Annotated in this window: 14 protein-coding genes, 2 tRNA genes and 1 pseudogene; 9 read left to right on the plus strand and 8 right to left on the minus strand. The window is 61.8% G+C overall.

Annotated elements, in window-relative coordinates:
- Positions 1-10: 10 nt before the first annotated feature.
- Entirely contained in the window at positions 11-2,458 is a 2,448-nt protein-coding gene (locus PSH87_RS09380) for an acyl-CoA dehydrogenase (RefSeq protein ID WP_305433243.1), read from the minus strand.
- 158 nt (positions 2,459-2,616) lie between these two features.
- On the opposite strand from PSH87_RS09380, the gene PSH87_RS09385 reads away from it, so the two are divergent.
- The 4 genes from PSH87_RS09385 (at position 2,617) to PSH87_RS09400 (ending at position 5,780) form a co-directional block, all read left to right on the plus strand.
- Positions 2,617-3,276, plus strand: coding sequence for a transglutaminase family protein (locus PSH87_RS09385; protein ID WP_305433245.1), 660 nt, complete (start codon positions 2,617-2,619; stop codon positions 3,274-3,276).
- Positions 3,277-3,319: 43 nt separating this feature from the next.
- Positions 3,320-3,937 (plus strand): glutathione S-transferase family protein, encoded by a 618-nt coding sequence (locus PSH87_RS09390; RefSeq protein WP_017737218.1) that lies wholly within the window; start codon positions 3,320-3,322, stop codon positions 3,935-3,937.
- Between the two features lie 134 nt (positions 3,938-4,071).
- Positions 4,072-5,004 carry an ABC transporter ATP-binding protein gene (locus PSH87_RS09395; protein WP_017737219.1) on the plus strand — a complete coding sequence of 311 codons (933 nt, stop codon included), beginning with the start codon at positions 4,072-4,074 and terminating at the stop codon, positions 5,002-5,004.
- The gene (locus tag PSH87_RS09400) at positions 5,001-5,780 is read left to right on the plus strand and encodes an ABC transporter permease (RefSeq protein WP_017737220.1); all 780 of its coding nucleotides are present in this window, start codon (positions 5,001-5,003) and stop codon (positions 5,778-5,780) included. Before PSH87_RS09395 ends, PSH87_RS09400 begins: the two co-directional genes overlap by 4 nt.
- A 134-nt stretch (positions 5,781-5,914) precedes the next feature.
- Here PSH87_RS09400 and PSH87_RS09405 read toward each other — a convergent pair whose 3' ends face one another.
- Positions 5,915-6,454, minus strand: coding sequence for a TetR/AcrR family transcriptional regulator (locus PSH87_RS09405; RefSeq protein WP_026136834.1), 540 nt, complete (start codon positions 6,452-6,454; stop codon positions 5,915-5,917).
- Between the two features lie 91 nt (positions 6,455-6,545).
- Between PSH87_RS09405 and PSH87_RS09410 the strand changes: the two genes are divergently transcribed.
- From PSH87_RS09410 to PSH87_RS09420, 3 genes are all read left to right on the plus strand, one after another.
- A complete protein-coding gene (locus tag PSH87_RS09410) occupies positions 6,546-7,745 on the plus strand; it encodes an MFS transporter (RefSeq protein ID WP_305433248.1) in 1,200 nt (399 codons plus the stop codon).
- A 77-nt stretch (positions 7,746-7,822) separates the two neighbouring features.
- Complete coding sequence (locus PSH87_RS09415) at positions 7,823-8,971, plus strand: TDT family transporter (protein WP_017737223.1); 1,149 nt, start codon at positions 7,823-7,825, stop codon at positions 8,969-8,971.
- 67 nt (positions 8,972-9,038) lie between these two features.
- Positions 9,039-10,907 carry an MFS transporter gene (locus PSH87_RS09420; RefSeq protein ID WP_305433251.1) on the plus strand — a complete coding sequence of 623 codons (1,869 nt, stop codon included), beginning with the start codon at positions 9,039-9,041 and terminating at the stop codon, positions 10,905-10,907.
- Positions 10,908-11,024: 117 nt separating this feature from the next.
- Here PSH87_RS09420 and sugE read toward each other — a convergent pair whose 3' ends face one another.
- The 3 genes and pseudogenes from sugE to rdgC form a co-directional block, all read right to left on the minus strand.
- Positions 11,025-11,339, minus strand: coding sequence for a quaternary ammonium compound efflux SMR transporter SugE (gene sugE, locus PSH87_RS09425; protein WP_305433253.1), 315 nt, complete (start codon positions 11,337-11,339; stop codon positions 11,025-11,027).
- A gap of 108 nt (positions 11,340-11,447) precedes the next feature.
- Positions 11,448-12,414, minus strand: a pseudogene (locus PSH87_RS09430) (bile acid:sodium symporter family protein).
- Between the two features lie 176 nt (positions 12,415-12,590).
- Positions 12,591-13,511: a recombination-associated protein RdgC gene (rdgC, locus tag PSH87_RS09435; RefSeq protein WP_122489196.1), complete on the minus strand. Its 921-nt coding sequence runs from the start codon at positions 13,509-13,511 to the stop codon at positions 12,591-12,593.
- 159 nt (positions 13,512-13,670) lie between these two features.
- Here rdgC and PSH87_RS09440 point away from each other — a divergent pair.
- Positions 13,671-13,746: transfer RNA gene (locus PSH87_RS09440), tRNA-Val, on the plus strand.
- Positions 13,747-13,765: 19 nt separating this feature from the next.
- Positions 13,766-13,842 (plus strand) — tRNA-Asp (locus PSH87_RS09445).
- Between the two features lie 140 nt (positions 13,843-13,982).
- Here PSH87_RS09445 and PSH87_RS09450 read toward each other — a convergent pair.
- From PSH87_RS09450 to PSH87_RS09460, 3 genes are all read right to left on the minus strand, one after another.
- Positions 13,983-16,415: a TonB-dependent siderophore receptor gene (locus tag PSH87_RS09450; protein WP_017738331.1), complete on the minus strand. Its 2,433-nt coding sequence runs from the start codon at positions 16,413-16,415 to the stop codon at positions 13,983-13,985.
- A gap of 78 nt (positions 16,416-16,493) precedes the next feature.
- On the minus strand, positions 16,494-17,477 hold the full coding sequence (locus tag PSH87_RS09455; RefSeq protein ID WP_305433256.1) for a FecR family protein: 984 nt from the start codon (positions 17,475-17,477) through the stop codon (positions 16,494-16,496).
- Between the two features lie 6 nt (positions 17,478-17,483).
- Entirely contained in the window at positions 17,484-18,002 is a 519-nt protein-coding gene (locus PSH87_RS09460) for a sigma-70 family RNA polymerase sigma factor (protein ID WP_305433257.1), read from the minus strand.
- Between the last annotated feature and the right edge of the window lie 58 nt (positions 18,003-18,060).

Here is an 18,060-nt window from a genome sequence, read left to right on the forward strand (position 1 = left end):
GCCGCTGGGATCAGCGGACTTTACCCTCAGCCTGCGTCAGCTCTTCCTTGCTGAAATCATCCACGTCGATCACCTTGCGCCGCGCCGCTTCGGCGTCATGCAGGGTTTGCGCTTCGGCCGGTTGCAGCACGCCAGCCTCCAGCGCGGCGTCGATGGCATGCTCGCCGGCGGCCGGTTTGACCTGGCCGCTCTTGAGCGCGGTATGCAGTTTTTTCTGCAGCGGATGGCTGGCGCCGAGCAGGTCGTAGGCCTGTTGCAGGGCACCGACCGGATCGTCCGCCGATTGTGGGCGGTAGCAGCCGGCGAGCAGTTCCTCCAGGGTCGGGTCGCCTTTGGCGCGGCCAAGCACCGCCGCGACTTCGGCATCCAACGCATCCGACGGCCCGGTGTGGCGGCGGCCGAACGGGAACACGATCACCCGCAGCAGGCAACCGAGCACCTTGTTCGGGAAGTTGCTCAGCAGTTCATCCAGGGCGCGCTCCGACTCGCCCAGGCTTTCTTCCATGGCCCAGGTGAACAGCGGTTCCAGATGCTCCGGTGAATCCAGGTCGTGGTAGCGCTTGAGTGCCGCCGAGGCCAGGTACAGGTGGCTGAGTACATCACCCAGGCGCGCGGACAGGCGTTCACGGCGCTTCAACTCGCCACCGAGCAACATCATGCTCAGGTCGGCAAGCAGGGCGAAGGCAGCTGCCTGGCGGTTCAGCGCGCGGAAGTAACCCTGGCTCAAGCGGTTGCCCGGTGCCTTCTCGAAGTGGCCCACGCCGAAGTTCAGCACCAGGGTGCTGGCCGCGTTGCTTACGGCAAAACCGATGTGTTGCATCAGCAGGCCGTCGAACTCCTTGAGGGCCTGGTCGTGGTCTTCACGGCCGGCCAGGGCCATTTCCTTGAGGACGAAGGGGTGGCAGCGGATCGCGCCCTGGCCAAAGATCATCAGGTTGCGCGAGAGGATGTTCGCGCCTTCCACGGTGATGAAGATCGGCGCACCTTGCCAGCTGCGGCCCAGGTAGTTGTTCGGGCCCATGATGATGCCCTTGCCACCATGCACATCCATGGCATGGCTGATGCACTCGCGGCCACGTTCGGTGAGGTGGTACTTGAGGATCGCCGACAACACCGAGGGTTTTTCGCCAAGGTCCACCGCATTGGCGGTGAGCATGCGCGCGCTGTCCATCAGCCAGGCGTTGCCGCCGATGCGCGCGAGGGCTTCCTGGATACCTTCGAAGGCGGACAATGGCACGTTGAATTGTTCGCGCACCTGGGCGTACTGGCCGGTCACCAGGCTGGTGAACTTGGCCGCGCCGGTGCCCACCGCAGGCAGGGAGATCGAACGGCCCACCGAGAGGCAGTTCATCAGCATCATCCAGCCCTTGCCGAGCATTTCCTGGCCGCCGATGAGGAACTCCAGGGGGATGAACACATCCTTGCCGGAGTTGGGGCCGTTCATGAAGGCGGCGCCAAGGGGCAGGTGGCGACGGCCGATGTCCACGCCGGGCGTATTCGTAGGAATCAGCGCCAGGCTGATGCCCAGGTCTTCCTCGTCACCCAGCAGATGATCCGGGTCGTGGGCCTTGAAGGCCAGGCCCAACAGGGTCGCGACCGGGCCGAGGGTGATGTAGCGTTTTTCCCAGTTCAGGCGCAGGCCGAGGGTTTCCTTGCCTTCCCATTCGCCTTTGCAAATGATCCCGGTGTCGGGCATGGCGCCGGCGTCGGAGCCGGCCAGCGGGCCGGTGAGGGCGAAGCAGGGGATGTCATCGCCACGGGCCAGGCGTGGCAGGTAGTGGTTGCGTTGTTCATCGGTGCCGTAGTGCAGCAGCAGTTCGGCCGGGCCGAGGGAGTTGGGCACCATCACGGTGGATGCGAGGTCGCCGCTGCGGGTGGCGAGTTTCATCGCGACCTGGGAGTGGGCATAGGCGGAAAAACCCTTGCCGCCGTATTCCTTGGGGATGATCAGGGCGAAGAAGCCGTGGGTCTTGATATGCGCCCAGGCGGCGGGCGGCAGGTCCATGGCCTGGCCGATCTCCCAGTCGCTGACCATGGCGCAGAGTTCTTCGGTGGGGCCGTCGATAAACGCCTGTTCCTCTGCGGTCAGTTGGGCCTTGGGATAGGCCAGCAACTTGTCCCAGTCGGGGCGGCCGCTGAACAGTTCGCCGTCCCACCACACCGTGCCGGCATCAATGGCGTCGCGCTCGGTCTCGGACATCGGCGGCAGGACTTTCTGGAACCAGCTGAACAGCGGTTTGGTGAAGTATTGGCGGCGCAGGTCGGGCAGCAGCAAAGGCGCGGCGACGGCGGCCAGCACTACCCAGAAGATCAGCAGCAACCATCCTGGCGCGTGACTCCATACCCCCATCGCCAGCAGGTAGACGGCAACGACGCCCAGGGCGGGCAGGGGCGCGGTGCGACGGTGTGCCAGGTAGGCAATGCCAGCGACCAGAACCAGTATCCACAACAACAGCATATTCAATCCTCCGTGAAACCAGGGGCGAAACCACCGTGGAGCTTAGTCGGCATCCGAACAAGCGGGGTGATTGGGGTGTTACGAGATTTGGCCGATTCGTCGTTATCCCTCGGGCAGGCCTGTCGCTAGACTCCAGGCTTCCTTCGGAGATAACGCTCATGGATACGTACCTGAGTCCCAGCCGCTTCATCGATAGTGACCACCCTGCGGTGGTGGAGTTCGCCGAAAAACACCGCGGTACCCGTGGGGATTTAAATGACCAGGCAGTCAGCCTTTATTACGCCGTGCGTGAGGCGATTCGCTACAACCCCTACACCTTCAGCCGCGACCCCGACACCCTGAGCGCCAGCTTCGCCCTGGCCGCCGGCGAAAGCTATTGCGTGCCCAAGGCCACCTTGCTCGCCGCGTGCGCCCGCCACTGCGGCATCCCGGCGCGCATCGGCCTGGCGGATGTGCGCAACCACCTGTCCACGCCGCGCCTGCTCGCGCTGCTGAAAAGCGATGTGTTTGCCATGCACGGTTACACCGAGCTGTTCCTGCAGGGGCGTTGGGTCAAGGCCACGCCGGCGTTCAATCAGCAGCTGTGCGATGTGTTCGATGTGCCGGCGCTGGAGTTCGATGGGGTCAACGACAGCGTGTTCCACGCGTTCAATCGCCAGGGCCGGCGTTCGATGGAGTACGTGGTGGATCACGGGCAATTTCCTGACGTGCCCGAGGCGTTTTTCTTCGAGCATATCCGCAGCTGTTACCCACACCTGTTCACCGATGACAGTCCGCCCTTGCTCGGTGATATGCAGACCGATTTAAGCCGTGCCTGAACCGGCGTATGCTGCTGCGCTCACCACACAATAAGGCACGGTCATGCTGAAGATCTGGGGTCGTAAAAATTCGTCAAACGTCAGGAAAGCACTGTGGTGCGCCGAGGAACTCGGCCTGGACTACGAGGCCATCGACGCGGGCGGCGCGTTTGGTGTGGTCGACACGCCGCAGTACCGCGCGTTGAACCCCAACGGCCGGGTGCCGATGATCGAAGACGGCGACTTTGTGTTGTGGGAATCCAACACCATCGTGCGTTACCTCTGCGCCAAGCAGGCGTCCAGTTGGTACCCGACGGACCTGAAAGCCCGGGCCAGCGCGGAAAAATGGATGGACTGGACCACGTCCACCCTCGCCGAACCGTTCAAGGCCGTGTTCTGGGGCATCCTGCGCACCCCCGCGGAAAAACAGAACTGGGACAGCATCCACGCGGGGCGCCAAGCCTGCATCGATGCACTCGCCACCGTGGACAAGGCCCTCGCCGAACAGCCGTATCTGTCGGGCAACGAGATCGGCATGGGCGATATCCCCTTGGGCTGTTTTGCCTACGCCTGGTTCGAAATGCCCATCGAACGGCCGGCAATGCCCCATCTAGAGGCCTGGTACCAGCGCCTGCAACAACGCCCGGCGTACCGCAAAGCGGTCATGACCGCGTTGACTTAATACTGACTATTAATACAGGTGACTGTACTTGTGCGGCGCAGGCAGCCACCATGCCTGTCATGCGCCGCCGTTGAACTTCGTGGCGTGCGCCTTCATCTATTCTTCCTATTCCCTTCTTTGGTGCGTATTCCGATATGAGTTCCGCTCTGTCCATCCGGCAGCTAACCAAAACCTACGGCAACGGTTTCCAGGCCCTGAGTGGTATCGATCTGGACGTTGCCGAAGGTGACTTCTTCGCCTTGCTCGGCCCCAACGGTGCCGGCAAATCCACCACCATCGGTATCCTCTCGACCCTGGTCAACAAGACCAGCGGCACGGTGAATATCTTCGGGCATGACTTGGACAAATCCCCGGCGGCGCTCAAGCGCTCCATCGGCGTGGTGCCCCAGGAATTCAACTTCAATCAGTTTGAAAAGACGTTCGACATTGTCGTGACCCAGGCCGGTTACTACGGCATCCCGGCGAAGATCGCCAAGGAACGCGCCGAGCAGTACCTGACCCAGCTGGGCCTGTGGGACAAGCGCGACGTGCCGTCGCGCTCGCTGTCCGGCGGCATGAAGCGCCGGCTGATGATCGCCCGCGCGCTGGTGCATGAGCCGCGCCTGCTGATCCTCGATGAGCCTACCGCTGGCGTGGACATCGAGCTGCGTCGCTCGATGTGGACCTTCCTCACCGAGCTGAACGAGAAGGGCATCACCATCATCCTCACCACCCATTACCTGGAAGAGGCTGAGCAGCTGTGCCGCAACATCGGCATCATCGACCACGGCACCATCGTCGAGAACACCAGCATGCGTAACCTGCTGGGCCAGTTGCATGTGGAAACCTTCTTGCTCGACTTGAAGAACAATCTGTCGGCGCCGCCGCAATTGCTCGGCTACCCGAGCCGCCTGGTGGATAGCCACACCCTGGAAGTGCAGGTGGACAAGGCCATGGGCATCACCGCGTTGTTCACCCAGTTGGCGACGCAGAACATCGAAGTGTTGAGCCTGCGTAATAAAACCAATCGCCTTGAGGAGTTGTTCGTGTCCCTGGTGGAGAAAAATCTGGCGAAGGTGGCGGTATGAGTTCCGAACTGCAACCCAACCTCGTCGCGCTGCAAACCATCATCTATCGCGAAGTGAAGCGCTTTACCCGGATCTGGCCGCAAACCCTGCTGCCGCCGGCGATCACCATGGTCCTGTACTTCGTGATCTTCGGTAACCTGATCGGCCGGCAGATCGGCGACATGGGTGGCTTCACCTACATGGAGTACATCGTGCCGGGGCTGATCATGATGTCGGTGATCACCAACGCCTACGGCAACGTGGTGTCGAGTTTCTTCGGCAGCAAGTTCCAGCGTTCGATTGAAGAACTGATGGTCTCGCCGGTGTCGCCGCACACCATCCTGATCGGCTACACCGTGGGCGGCGTACTGCGTGGCCTGATGGTCGGGGTGATCGTGACGTTGCTGTCGCTGTTCTTCACCCACCTGCAGGTGCATCACCTCGGGGTCACCATCCTGGTGGTGGTGCTGACGGCGACGATCTTCTCGCTGCTGGGGTTTATCAACGCCGTGTTTGCGCGCAACTTCGATGACATCTCGATCATTCCGACCTTCGTGCTGACACCGCTGACCTACCTGGGCGGGGTGTTCTACTCCATCACGCTGCTGCCACCGTTCTGGCAGACCGTGTCCCTGGCCAACCCGGTGTTGCACATGGTCAACGCGTTCCGCTACGGCATTCTGGGTGTGTCGGATATCAAGATCAGCGTGGCGATCACCTTCATGCTGGTGGCAACGGTGGTGTTGTATATCGGTTGCGCGAAGCTGCTGGTGAGTGGGCGTGGGATGCGTACTTAACTTACTGAACGCATGCAGTAAAAAATGTGAGAGCGGGCTTGCCCGCGATAGCGATGTGTCAGTTAGCAAAAGGTTGACTGATACACCGCTATCGCGGGCAAGCCCGCTCCCACATTGGGTTTTGTGCGGGGCTGTTATTGCTTCAGCGCCAACTCGATCAGCGCATGCAACTCTCCGACCTGCAACGGCGCATCCGCAAACAGAATCCTGAACACCGTCGGCGCCGCCAGCAGGTTGATCAGCCGCTCCACGCTGGGCGCCGGGCTGTCGGGGTAACGCTCCACAATCACCTGCAACTGCCCGCCAATCAGCGCCACGCAATACCCCGGCGTCTGGCTGCATTGCACGTCGCGCATCATGTTGCGCCCCGGTTCTGAACTCATCTCATCCAGATACTGCTCGGCCCAGGCTTGCAGGTCGCCGCGCAGGCTGCCGGTAGTGGCCGGCTCGCTGTCGGGGCGCATGCGCGCCAAGGCCACGTCGGCCAGCAGGGCGGACAGGTCGCCCCAGCGCCGGTAAATGGTGGATGGCGTGACGCCTGCGCGCGCGGCAATCATGGGCACGGTCACGCTGGAACGCTCGTGGGCTTCCAGCAGTTCGCGCACCGCCGAATGGACGGATTCTTGCACCCGGGCACTACGGCCCCCCGGGCGGAGGCCTTCTTTTATCGCCATGTTTGCGACCTTAACACAAAGAATTTGCTTTAAGCGCTGGCCAGTCGCACACTGCGCAAAAGCAAAATATTAGCTTTAGCGGAGCGTGCCCATGTCCAGCCACACTACTCATCGTTCCAGCCTGGTGTTCCTGGCGATCACCTTGCTGACGTTTCTCGCCGCTTCCAGCGCGCCGACGCCGTTGTATCACCTGTATCAGGAAGGCCTGCATTTTTCCGCAGGCATGCTCACGCTGATCTTTGGTGTCTACGCCATCAGCCTGCTGGCGGCGCTGTTGACCGTGGGTTCGCTGTCGGACCACCTGGGGCGCAAGCCGGTGATTTTCGCCGCGCTGGTCCTGGATATGCTGGCGATGTTGCTGTTTATCAATGAAGGCAGCGTGGCCTGGCTGATCGCTGCGCGTACGCTGCAAGGTTTCGCCACCGGCATGGCCACTGCCGTGCTCGGCGCGGCGTTGCTCGACACCGACCGCCAGCAAGGCCCGCTGGTCAACAGCGTCGCGCCGTTGCTGGGCATGGCGTGTGGGGCGATGGGTAGCAGCCTGCTGGTGGAGTTCGCGCCGCTGCCGACCCAGATGATCTACTGGACGCTGTTCGCGCTGATGTTCTTACAGGCGATATACGTGTGGCGCTTGCCGGAAACCGTCAGCCGCATCCCAGGCGCACTGGCCTCGTTGCGCCCGACCTTGCATGTACCGCCTCAAGCGCGGCGGGCATTATGGCTGTCGTTGCCGGTGGACGTGGCGGTGTGGGCAATGGGCGGGTTCTATCTGTCGCTGGCGCCGTCGCTGGTGCGGGCGGCGACCGGTTCCACCTCGAACCTGATCGGTGGCGGGCTGGTGGCGGTGCTGACCTTGAGCGGCGCGCTGATGATTTTCAGCCTGCGCAATCGCCCGGCCGACAAGGTTCTGCGGCTGGGCGCTGGCCTGCTGGCAGTCGGCGTAGCGCTGATCCTCACTGCCGTACACAGCGCCAGCCTGCCGCTGTTTTTCATCGCCACGCTGATTGCGGGCAGTGGTTTTGGCGCGGGTTTCCTCGGTGCACTGCGCAGTGTGGTGCCCCTGGCGCTGCCCCACGAACGGGCGGGTTTGATGTCGGCGTTTTATGTGTTGAGTTACCTGGCCTTCTGCCTGCCGTCGCTGCTGGCGGGCAACCTGATCCGCAGTTTCGGCCTGATCGCCACCACCGACGGCTACGGCGTTGTGCTGATCGTGCTGGCCCTGAGTGCCCTGGCCGGTTTGCTGATGCAGGGCTCGCGCGACCCGCTTATAGGTAAAACAGATAACAGTTAGAGAAATTACCCGTTATATAGATATTCGATTCGGTTCTACCATGGTCTCAACCTCATGCGAGGAGGAGGATTGCCATCATGACTTGCTCGAATACCATCAGCTACAAACCCTTCAGCCACCTGACCCGGCCCCGGGAAGTGATTCGCCAGTTCACCCCCAACTGGTTTGCCGCGACCATGGGCACCGGCGTGCTGGCGCTGGCCCTCGCGCAATTGCCGGTCAACCTGCCGGGCGTGCAGGCCATCGCCGAGGCTCTGTGGTTTTTCACCATCGGCCTGTTTGTGCTGTTCAGCGTGTTGTACGCGGCCCGTTGGGTGATGTTCTTCCATGAGGCGCGGCGGATCTTCGGGCACTCCACGGTGTCGATGTTTTTCGGCACCATCCCCATGGGGTTGGCGACCATTCTCAATGGCTTGCTGCTGTTCGGCTTGCCGCGCTGGGGCAGCGATGTGATCCCGCTGGCCGAAGCCCTGTGGTGGCTGGACGTGGCGATGGCCCTGGCCTGCGGCGTGCTGATCCCGTTCATGATGTTCACCCGCCAGGAACACAGCATCGACCAGATGACCGCCGTGTGGCTGTTGCCGGTGGTGGCCGCCGAAGTCGCCGCTGCCAGTGGTGGTTTGCTGGCGCCCCATCTGGCGGATGCCCACGCGCAACTGATCATGCTGGTGACCAGCTATGTGCTGTGGGCGTTTTCCCTGCCGGTGGCGTTCAGCATCCTGACCATCCTGATGTTGCGCATGGCCCTGCATAAACTGCCCCACGCCAACATGGCCGCGTCGAGCTGGCTGGCCCTTGGCCCCATCGGCACCGGTGCCCTCGGCATGTTGCTGCTCGGCGGCGACGCGCCCGCGATCTTCGCCGCCAACGGCTTGCCCGGCGTCGGCGAGATGGCCAACGGCCTGGGCCTGGTGGCCGGCATTACCCTGTGGGGTTTTGGCTTGTGGTGGATGCTGATCGCGGTGCTGATCACCCTGCGTTACCTGCGCGCCGGCATCCCGTTCAATCTTGGTTGGTGGGGTTTTACTTTTCCGCTGGGGGTGTATGCCTTGGCGACGTTGAAGCTGGCGAGCCTGTTGCACCTGGGGTTCTTCAGCATGTTTGGCAGCATGTTGGTGCTGGCATTGGCGCTGATGTGGGCGATCGTCGCCAAGCGCACCGTGCAGGGTGCCTATAAAGGCGAGCTTTTTGTTTCGCCGTGTATTGCAGGACTAGCGAATAAGTAAGCCGGATTAGGTAAAGTCGTGGCCTGAATGCTTTTACAAAAAAACAGGCCACGCAGGAACACGGACGATGAGCCACCCCTCGCAATTCACCTTGCTGCGCACACGGCGCTTCCTGCCGTTTTTCATTACCCAGTTGCTGGGCGCCTTCAACGACAACATCTTCAAGCAATCGCTGATCCTCGCCATTCTCTACAAGCTGACCATCGACGGTGACCGCTCGATCTGGGTCAACCTGTGCGCATTGCTGTTTATCCTGCCGTTCTTCCTGTTCTCGGCGCTGGCCGGGCAGTTTGGCGAGAAATTCAACAAGGACGCATTGATCCGCGCGATCAAGATCGGCGAGATCGTGATCATGGCCGTGGGCGCCACGGGTTTCCTCACCAACCACCTGGAACTGATGCTGCTGGCGCTGTTTGCCATGGGCACCCACTCCGCGCTGTTCGGCCCGGTGAAGTACTCGATCATGCCCCAGGCCCTGCACGAAGATGAGCTGGTGGGCGGCAACGGCCTGGTGGAAATGGGCACGTTCCTGGCGATTTTGGCCGGTACCATTGGCGCTGGGATCATGATGTCGTCCACCCATTACGCGCCGGTGGTGGCGGTGGCGATTGTCGGCGTGGCCGTGCTCGGCTACCTCGCCAGCCGCAGTATTCCGCGGGCGGCGGCGTCGACCCCGGGGCTGCGGTTGAACTGGAATATCTTCAGCGAATCCTGGGCCACCTTGCGCCTGGGCCTGGGGCAGACGCCGGCCGTATCGCGTTCCATTGTCGGCAACTCGTGGTTCTGGTTTGTCGGGGCGATTTATCTGACGCAGATCCCGGCCTACGCCAAGGAATGGTTGTACGGCGACGAAACCGTGGTGACGCTGATTCTTACCGTGTTCTCGGTGGGCATCGCCCTCGGCTCGATGCTCTGCGAGAAACTGTCCGGGCGTAAGGTGGAAATCGGCCTGGTGCCGTTCGGTTCGTTCGGTTTGACCGTGTTCGGCCTGTTGCTCTGGTGGCACTCCGGCGGCTTCCCGCAAAACGTGCAGGCCAACGATTGGCTGGCGGTGCTCAGTTACGGCCAGGCCTGGTGGGTGTTGTTCGATATCCTCGGGCTGGGGGTGTTTGGCGGCTTCTATATCGTGCCGCTGTATGCGCTGATCCAGTCGCGTACCGCCGAGAACGAGCGTGCGCGGGTCATCGCCGCCAACAACATCCTCAACGCGCTGTTCATGGTGGTGTCGGCCATCGTCTCGATCCTGCTGCTCAGCGTGGCCAAGCTGTCGATCCCCGAGTTGTTCCTGGTGGTGTCGCTGCTCAACATCGCCGTGAACCCCTACATTTTCCGCATCGTCCCCGAGTTCACCATGCGCTTCATGATCTGGCTGCTCAGCCATTCCATGTACCGCGTGGAGCATCGCAACCTGGAGGCGATCCCGGACGAAGGCGCGGCGTTGCTGGTGTGCAACCATGTGTCGTTTGTCGATGCGCTATTGATCGGCGGCGCGGTGCGTCGGCCGATTCGCTTTGTCATGTACTACAAGATCTACCACTTGCCGGTGCTGAACTTTATCTTCCGCACGGCCGGGGCGATTCCGATTGCCGGGCGCCATGAAGATATCCAGATCTACGAAAAGGCCTTCACGCGGATTGCGCAGTACCTGAAGGACGGCGAGTTTGTGTGCATCTTCCCGGAGGGCAAGTTGACGGCCGATGGCGAGATGAACGAGTTCCGCGTTGGGGTGACGCGGATTCTGGAGGAGACGCCGGTGCCGGTGATTCCGCTGGCGTTGCAGGGGTTGTGGGGGAGTTTTTTCAGTCGCGATCCGAAGAAAGGGTTGTTTCACCGGATTTGGTCGCGGGTGGTGTTGGTGGCGGGGGAGCCAGTGCAAGAGCCGACGCCGGCAAGGTTGCAGGAGGTTGTGGGTGGGTTGCGGGGGAGTGTCAGGTAGGGTTGTGTTGAGTGGGCTGGCGCCATCGCAGGCAAGCCAGCTCCCACAGTTGACCGAGTTGTTCTGTCGAGCGCGGTCTGGTGTGGGAGCTGGCTTGCCTGCGATAGCGGTAGTGGCCTAGGTGCTGATCTTGAGCCCAACCAGCCCACAGATAATCAACGCCACACTGGCCAACCGAACCAACGCCATGGATTCTCCAAACAGGATAATCCCGGCAATCACCGTGCCCACGGCACCCACTCCAGTCCAGATCGCATAGGCAGTGCCCAGCGGCAGTTCCTTCATGGCCAGCCCCAGCAACCCAAGGCTCACCGCCATGGCCGCAATGGTCAGCGCAGTGGGCAGTGGCTTGCTGAAACCGTCGGTGTATTTCAGGCCGACGGCCCAGCCCACTTCAAACAATCCGGCAAAAAACAGAATGATCCAGGACATGCTGACCCTCTCTCTATAGACGTGGGGTCGTCCCCGGATTAGGCGCTTGAGCGCTTCGCGGGGTCGTCCCCGCGAAGCTCGCTAGAGTGCCGAACAATCATCCGGCGATCAAGTTTGCGGGGTGTTTTCCAGAATGCGACGGTCTTCCTTTTCGCTCATGCGGCGGAAGTAAGTCGACAGCAACGCCCCGGAAATGTTGTGCCACACGCTGAACAGCGCACTCGGCACCGCCGCCAATGGCGAGAAGTGCGCACTGGCCAGTGCGGCGCCCAGCCCGGAGTTCTGCATGCCGACTTCCAGCGCCAGCGATTTGCGCTGTGCCAGCGGCAGCTTGAACACGCGGCCAGTGAAGTAGCCCAGCAGGTAGCCGAAGCTGTTATGCAGCATGACCACGGCCATGATCAGCAGGCCCGATTCGGCGATCTTCGCCTGGCTCGCGGCAACCACCGCCGCGACGATGATTACGATGCTCACCACCGACACCAGCGGCAGTACGTCCACCGCATGGCGCACGCGCTCGCCGAGCACACGCTGCGCCACTACGCCGAGCACGATCGGCAGCAGCACCACTTGCAGGATCGACCAGAACAGCTCCATGAACGACACCGGCAACCAGGCCGAGGCCAGTAGCCAGATCAGCGCCGGCGTGAGCAGCGGGGCGAGGAGGGTGGTGACGGCGGCGATGGCCACCGACAGCGCCAGGTCGCCACGGGCCAGCCAGGTCATGACGTTGGACGAGGTGCCGCTTGGGCAGCAACCGACGAGGATTACGCCGACGGCGATTTCCGGTGGCAGGTGGAAGGCCTGGCACAGAAGCCACGCCACGCCGGGCATGATTACGAAGTGCGCGACCACGCCCAATGCCACGCGCCACGGATGGCGGGCGACTTCGGCGAAGTCATCCATCTTGAGGGTCAGCCCCATGCCGAACATCACCAGGCCCAGCAGCGGCACGATGGCGGTTTTCAGGCCGATGAACCAGCTGGGTTCGAGGAACGCGAGCACCGCGAAAATCAGCACCCCAGTAGGCGAAGGTGTTGCCGACGAAGCGGCTCAGGGCGGCGAGTGCGCGCATGGGGTGTCCTTGTTATTGGATTTTTGAAGTGGCAATGAGATCAATGTGGGAGCCGGGCTTGTGTGGGAGCTGGCTTGCCTGCGATAGCATCACCGCGGCCTGACTGAAGACCGAGGTGCCTGCATCGCAGGCAAGCCAGCTCCCACACTGACTGTGCCCACTTGGGAACGGTGTTGTTAGATGCCCTGCGGGGTCTCTTCACCGCCGAGCGCTTCAACCAGCGCCGGGATGAACTCGCCGAATGTCAGCATCATCAGGGTGAAGCTCGCATCCAGTTGGCCCAGGGCTTCGTCGCCACCGTCTTGCTCGGCCTGGTCTTGCAGCAGGTCTTCGAACTTCAGGCGCTTGACGGTCATCTTGTCGTCGAGCATGAAGGACAGTTTGTCCTGCCAGGCCAGGGACAGCTGGGTCACGACTTTGCCGGTGGTCAGGTGCAGCTGGATCTCTTCGCCGGTCAGGTCCTGGCGCTTGCAGCGCACAATGCCGCCGTCTTCGTGGGTGTCGCGCAGTTCGCATTCGTCGAGGACGAAGAAGTCATCGGCCGGTTTCTGGGTGGTGACCCAGTCGGTCATGATCGCGGTTGGCGCGGTTTTCACGGTGAGCGGACGCACCGGCAGGGTGCCGATCACTTCACGCAGGGTGGAGAGCAGGTCTTCGGCGCGTTTCGGGCTGGCCGAGTTCACCAGGATCAGGCCTTGTTTCGGCGCGATGGCGGCGAAGGTCGACGAGCGACGAATAAAGGCACGCGGCAGGAAGGCCTGGATGATTTCATCCTTGAGCTGGTCGCGTTCCTTCTTATAGACCTTGCGCATTTGCTCGGCCTCGATCTCTTCGACTTTCTCTTTCAGTGCATCACGCACCACGCTGCCCGGCAGGATACGTTCTTCCTTGCGCGCGGCGATCAGCAGGAAGTCACCGCTGACGTGAACCAGGGGAGCGTCTTCACCTTTACCAAAAGGTGCGACGAAACCGTAAGTGGTCAACTCCTGGCTTGCACAAGGGCGCGCCAGTTTGGTGGCCATTGCAGTTTCCAACGCCTCGGCATCAACAGGCAGATCTTGGGTCAGGCGATAGATAAGCAGGTTCTTGAACCACATGGGGTGAGTCTCTCCTTTATACAAAGGCGGGCATTATTGTCTTGATAGCGTCTGAGGCCAACCCTGCCTAAGCCATTGGAAGGCCTCAAAAAAAAGATTTAAGAAAGTGCTTGCCAGACCTTGGGTCGCTCCGTAGAATGCGCGCCACACCGAGACGAAGGGTGATTAGCTCAGCTGGGAGAGCATCTGCCTTACAAGCAGAGGGTCGGCGGTTCGATCCCGTCATCACCCACCATTCGCTTCATGTGTTACGCGCAGCGGTAGTTCAGTCGGTTAGAATACCGGCCTGTCACGCCGGGGGTCGCGGGTTCGAGTCCCGTCCGCTGCGCCATATTCGGAAACCTGGAACACTGAACGCCAGGTCACCACAGAAAGCCCGCTCATTGAGCGGGTTTTTTTTCGTCTGCGATTTGTGTAGGAGCAACCTTGTGCTGAGGGAGGAAGCTCCATCAGCACAAGGTTTGTTGGCCTTTAGAAATCCCAGCGGGTGGTCACCATGACGTTGCGTGGCTCACCGTAGGCGGCGGAGTTATAGAAGCCGATATTGGTGTAGTAGCTCTTGTCGAAGATATTGTTGACGTTCAACGTCGCCGACAGGTTCTTGCTGATCTGATATTTGCTCATCAGGTCCACCAGCCAATACGCCTCTTGGGAAAACTCCTCATAGCCGCCACGCGGGCTGTTATAGATGTCCTGCCAACCCACGCTCTGCCAGCGCACGCCGCCGCCGACGGTCAACTTGTCCAGGTTGCCCTTGAGTTTGTAGGTGGTGTACAGCTTGACCTGGTCTTCCGGTTCAAAGGTGGAGATCTTCACGCCCTTGTCGTCGCGCACGATCTTGTGGGTGTAGCCGGCCTGCAGCTGCCAGCCAGGGGCGATTTCGCCGGACATCTCCACTTCATAACCCTTTGTCACCGCCTTGCTGCTTTTATAGGCATAGTTGTTCGGTGTGGGCTTGAGGTTGTTGTACTCGTCGTCGGACAGCGCACGGTTGGACTCGTGGATTTCAAAGTAGGCGGCGCTGGCATTCACTCGACCGTCGAGATAGTCGGCCTTGATCCCCAGCTCCCAGTTCTGGCCTTCATCCGGTTCCAGCAGCTTGTTGTCGCGGTCGCGGTTGTAGTTTTCCTGCGGCATGAAGATATCGGTGTAGCTGGCGTAGAGCGCGTAGGTGTCGTTCAGGTCGTAGACCGCGCCGATATACGGCACGACGCGCCCGGACTCGCGGTAACTGGGGTTGTAACCGGTGACCTGATAGTTGACCAGGCGCGCGCCGAGCAGCACCTTGAGGTCGTCGGCGAGGTTCAGGCGTGTGGTCGCGTACGCGCCGGTCTGGCGCACGGTATCGTCGATCAGCGATTGCGCCTTGCCCCAGTCCGGCATGGTTGCGTGGCCGTGCCAGTTATTGAAGTCGACGATATTGGGGTCGAGGTTCCAATAGCCTTTGCCTTTCCACTCCGAGGCGCTGATCGAGCCGCCCAGCACCAGCTCATGTTCACGCCCGCCGAGGCTGAACGGGCCGCTGACATACAGGTCGGCGGAGTCGCTGACGGTTTCCCCGGTGTATTTGCCCGAGGTCAGTTGCGCGGTGCCATCCGGCTGCGGCTGGTCGCCCTGGATCGAGCCCATCAAGGCGTGGTAGCCGTTGATCTTGTGGTCCAGTTGCAGCTTGCTCACCCAGCCATTGCCCAGGTCATGTTCGAGCATGGCGAACACGGTGCGGGTGTATTGCTCCCAACTGCTCCACTCGGCGGCGTCGTTGAACGAGCGCTTGACGCTGTTGCGATTGCCCTGGGAGTTGATCAGCGGAAAGCTGCCCGACCAGGACGAGCCTTTTGGCAACGTGTCCTGGTAGTCGCCGCCTACGGTCAGCAGGGTATCGGGCGACAGGTCGAACTCCATGATGCCGTAGTACGTCGGGCTCTTGCGCGAGTAGTGGTCCATGAACGAATGCTTGTCTTGGTAGGCCGCCACCGCACGGCCGCGTACGTTGCCGCTGTCGTTCAGCGGGCCGCTGACGTCCAGTTCGCTGCGGTAGTTGTCCCACGAACCGGCGCCGAGGGTGGCGTGGCCCTGGAAGTCGGCGGTGGGTTTCTTGCGCACCAGGTTGATCGTCGCGCCGAGGGAGCCGGCGCCAGTGAGCAGGCCGGTGGCGCCCTTGAGCACTTCGACGCGGTCGTAGATCGCCATGTCGCTCAGGGTGTTGCCCGCCGAATAGGCGACGTTGCGCGCAGTGGAAGGGATGCCGTCGTACTGGAAATTATTGATCGAGAAGCCGCGCGCATAGTAGTTGCTGCGCTCGGTGTCGAAGGCCGACACGGTGATGCCGGGCGTGTGGCGCATCACGTCGTCGACGTTGGTCAGGCCGAAGTCATCCATGTGCTGGCGGGTGACCACGGAGACCGATTGCGGGGTTTCCTTGGGCGTCAGCACCAGGCGCGTCGAAGTCGCGAGCGTGCCAGGGGTGTAGGAGCCCGTGCCTTCGGTGATATTGCCCAGTTGGGTGGCGCTGACTTGGGTCGGGCTCAGTTCCATGCTGCCATCGCTGGCGATGGGCGCCGGTTGCAGGGCGTAGACCTGATCACCTTTTACCGCGCGATAACCGCTGCCCAGCAGCAACCGGTCGAAACCGTCCTGGATGCCGTAGCTGCCCTTGAGGCCAGGGCCGTTGAGGCCTTCCAGTTCGTGGGACTGGAACACGATGGCCACGCCGGCTTGTTGCGCAAAGCGATTGAGCGAGCTGCCCAGCGGCCCGGCCGGGATGTCGTAGGCCTGGGCGGCCACGTTGACGCTGTCCGCGTGTGCCGGGCTGATGCTCAGCACCGAGGCGCTGAGCATGGCCAGGGACAGCGGCGCGAGTTTCAGTAGGCCAAAGCGCCCACGCGGGTAGGAAGGGGTGTGCATGGTGAAGGCAATCCTTTACGTGTCGAATTACCTCTCTTGACGGGCAACTGCGAGAAAACCGGAAGCAAATGCGAATAATTATTTATTGGCGCTGTCGTCTGGGTCCACGAGGATCAGCCAGGGCGTAAAACTTCTGACCTTGATCGGTAAGGTTTGCGCGAGTAATTGCAGGGCGTGATCGCTGTCGTCCAAGGGGATGACGGCCGATACACGCAGGCTTTGCAGTGCCGCACGATCGAACTGCACTCGCCCGGTTCGATGGCGGGAGATTTCATCCAGCACCTCGGGCAATGGCCGGTTTTCCACCACCAACTGATGGCGGCGCCAGGCTTCGTTGATGCTGGCGGGGTCGATGCTGCCGCTCAGCTGCACGCTGTGGGCAGAGACCAGCGCCCGGGAGCCGGCATCGACTTCCAGGGTCTGCTGGGCATTCGCGCTCTGTGCCGCCACGCGCGACTGCAACATGCTCAGCACGGTGACATCGCCTTCACGCTTGACTACAAACCGCGTGCCCAGTGCGCGCAAAGTGCCTTGGGCGGTCTGCACGATAAACGGCCGCGTGCTGTCGTGGGCCACTTCCACGAGGATCTCGCCTTGCAGCAATTCGATGCGGCGCTGTTTGGCGTCGAAATGCAGGTTCGCCGCGCTGATGCCGTTGAGAGTCAATGTCGAGCCGTCCGCCAATTGCAGGGTTTGCCATTGGCCAGGGCCATTGCGCACATCGGCCATCCATTGTTGCGGGTAAGGGCTGACGAGCAGCGCCGCGGCCGGAATCGCCAGGCTGCACGCCAGCAGCAGGGCGCGTACGGCGCGCTTGCGACGGTGGGATTTCTGCTGGGCAAACGCGGCATTCAAGGCGGCCCGCGCCGGTGCTTTTTTACCGCGCAGGGCCTGCATGCGCGCAATCACTTCTTCCATGCGCGCGGCGGCTGCGGCGTAGTGCGGGCCTTGTTGTTTCCAGCATTCGAACGCCAGGCGCTGGGCTTCGCTCAGCTCACCTTCGTGCAGGCGCAGCAGCCATTCGGCGGCTTGTTCTTCGATCTGTTGGCGGGCGTCGTGCATGTGCGCTCAGGTGTCCAGGCTGTGGCCGCAATGCACGAGCGCCTGGATCAGGTACTTGCGCACGGTGCGTTCCGACAGCTTGAGCTGGCGGGCGATCTGTTGCTGGGTCAGTTCTTCGAGGTAATACAGCACGAAGGCCTCGCGCGAATAGACGTGCATGCCTTCGAGAATAAACGCGATCTGCTCCAGGGCCTCAAGGGTGGTGTGGATCTGCTCCGGCGACTGGAACCCTTCCAGGACGTCCACCGTCAGCGCCAACTCTTGCAGGTAGGCGTTTTCGATCTGCTTGCGCCGGGCCTGGTCGATAAGCAGGCGCCGCGCCGTGGTGCTCAAGTACGCCCGCGGTTCGCGAATGCTTGCCACCGACTCGCGGGCGTTGAGGATACGCGCGAACGTGTCCTGCGCCAGGTCCGCCGCGTTCTGCCGGCAGCCCAATTTGCGCCGCAGCCACGCCAGCAGCCAGCCGTGATGCTCACTGTAGAGCGCGGTTATTTCCCGTTGGAAGGGCGGTTCACCCACAGACATAGGCGTGGCTCAAGCGTTATTGAGAATGGTTTTTAATTGTGCGGCCAAGTGTCGGGTA

The organism is Pseudomonas sp. FP453, from assembly GCF_030687495.1.
GTDB lineage: Bacteria > Pseudomonadota > Gammaproteobacteria > Pseudomonadales > Pseudomonadaceae > Aquipseudomonas.